Genomic DNA, 2,162 nt, shown 5'->3' with positions numbered 1-2,162 from the left:
GGCCCGGCGTGCGCGGGGGGCCGGGCAGGGGGTGGCGCACGACGCATTCCCCGACCGGGGCCGGTGCCCGTAAAGTGCGGTCAATGGCTGAGACGACTTTCGACCGACACGACAGCACCCACATCGTCTGGGACTGGAACGGCACCCTCCTCAACGACAACCACGCCAACCTCGCCGCGGTGAACGCCGTGTGCGAGCTGTTCGGCCGCGACCCCGTGGAGCTGGACCACTGGCGCTCCGTCTTCCGCCGCCCCCTCATCCCCTGCTACGAGGAGCTCCTCGGCCGGGCCTTCGAGGAGGGCGAGTGGGAGCGGGCGGAGCGGCACTACGACAGCAGCTACCAGGAGCTGCTGCCCTCCTGCGAACTCACTGCGGGCGTCCCCGACGTCCTCCGGGAGTGGACCCGCGGCGGCGGCACCCAGTCCCTGCTGTCCATGGCCTCCCACGACCACCTGGTGCCCCTCATCGAGGAGCGCGGCCTGACCGGGCACTTCACCCGGGTGGACGGCCGCCAGTTCCAGACCGAGGACGACTCCAAGGCCGAGCACCTGGTGCGCCACCTCGAACACCAGGGCATCGACCCGGCCCGGGTCGTGCTGATCGGCGACATCGACGACGACGCCCGCGCCGCCCGCGAGGCCGGGGCCCGCTCCATCCTCGTCACCAGCGGCCTGATGTCCCGCGCCCGCCTGGAGGCCACCGGCTCCCCGGTGGTCGACTCCCCGGCGGCCGCGGTGGCCGCGCTGCGCGGCGCCTGAGGCGACCGCCGGGCCCGGGCCCCGCGCGCCCGGAGCCCGGAGCACCGCGCCCGCGCGGGCCCCGCAAAGGTCCGGTCACCGGCTCTCCCGCCCGCCTCCGGCCCCTGTCAACGGTGACCGCCCACGCCCGCGCGACCGCCCGCCAGTGGGTTCCACACACCGGTTCCCTCCCAGCGGTGACCTGCGCACTCGACCCGCATCCCGGCCCCCGTCACCCCGGGGGCCGGGCCGGCGCCGCCGTCATGGGGTGTTGTTAGATGGGTCTCACAGCAACACACGGTCGGCAACACGCCGTGCGGAACACAGTGCGAATGGGAAGGCGGGCCAATGACGGAGAACAGCGTGCCCCGGGTGCTCTGGAAGCCCGACGAGGAGAGGGCCGCGTCCTCCAACATCGTCGCGTTCGCCCGATGGGCCGAGCGCGAGAAGGGGGTCCGGGCCTTCGGCGACGCCTCCGCCGCGTCCTTCGACTACGACTCCCTGTGGCGCTGGTCGGTCACCGACGTCGACGGCTTCTGGGAGTCGGTCTGGGAGTACTACGGCGTGCGCTCCGAGACCCCCTACGAGCGGGTCCTGGGCGAGCGCACCATGCCCGGAGCCGAGTGGTTCCCCGGGGCCACCCTCAACTACGCCCGGCACGTCTTCGAGGGCCGCGACGACGACCGCGTCGCCATCCGCCACGCCACCGAACTGCGCGGACTCGGCGAGTGGACCTGGGGCGACCTGCGCCGCCGCACCGCCGCCATCGCCGCCGGCCTGCGCGGACTGGGCGTGGGTCCCGGCGACCGCGTCGTGGCCTACCTGCCCAACCTGCCCGAGACCGTCGCCGCCTTCTACGCCGCGGCCTCCCTGGGCGCGGTGTGGTCCTCCTGCTCCCCGGACTTCGGCGTGCGCAGCGTCATCGACCGCTTCGCCCAGATCGAACCCAAGGTCCTGCTCGCCGTGGACGGCTACCGCTACGGGGGCAAGGACTTCGACCGCCGCCCCGTCGTGGAGGAGCTGCGCGCGGCCCTGCCCACCGTCGAGCACACCGTCCTCCTGGACTATCTCAACCCCGGAGAGTTCCTCGACGGCACCCTGCCCTGGGGTCGTCTGGAGGAGTCCGGGGCAGGGGCCGAGCTGGAGTTCGCGTCCGTCCCCTTCGACCACCCCCTGTGGGTGCTCTACTCCTCCGGAACCACCGGCCTGCCCAAGGCCATCGTCCACGGGCACGGCGGCATCCTGCTCGAACAGCTCAAGAACCTCCACCTGCACCTGGACGCCCAGGAGCACGACCGGGTGTTCTGGTTCACCACCACCGGCTGGATGATGTGGAACTTCCTGGTCAGCGTGCTGCTGACGAAGGCCTCCATCGTCCTGTACGACGGCAGCCCCGCCCACCCGTCGCCCTCCACCACCCTCAAC

At 72.6% G+C, this 2,162-nt stretch carries 2 protein-coding genes; both read left to right on the top strand.

Going from position 1 to position 2,162, the window contains the following annotated elements:
- The first annotated feature begins 83 nt into the window (after window positions 1-83).
- Window positions 84-758, top strand: a complete 675-nt coding sequence (locus DQW06_RS22540) for an HAD family hydrolase (RefSeq protein WP_013154267.1) — start codon at window positions 84-86, stop codon at window positions 756-758.
- A gap of 327 nt (window positions 759-1,085) precedes the next feature.
- Window positions 1,086-2,162 (top strand): AMP-binding protein (locus DQW06_RS22535; protein ID WP_157983567.1); only part of this gene is annotated, 1,077 nt, incomplete at its 3' end.

It is taken from the genome of Nocardiopsis sp. TNDT3, assembly GCF_003427465.1.
GTDB classification, from domain to species: domain Bacteria; phylum Actinomycetota; class Actinomycetes; order Streptosporangiales; family Streptosporangiaceae; genus Nocardiopsis; species Nocardiopsis dassonvillei.
Note: the sequence above shows the minus strand (reverse complement) of the source record. Positions and strands in the feature narration are given on the sequence as shown.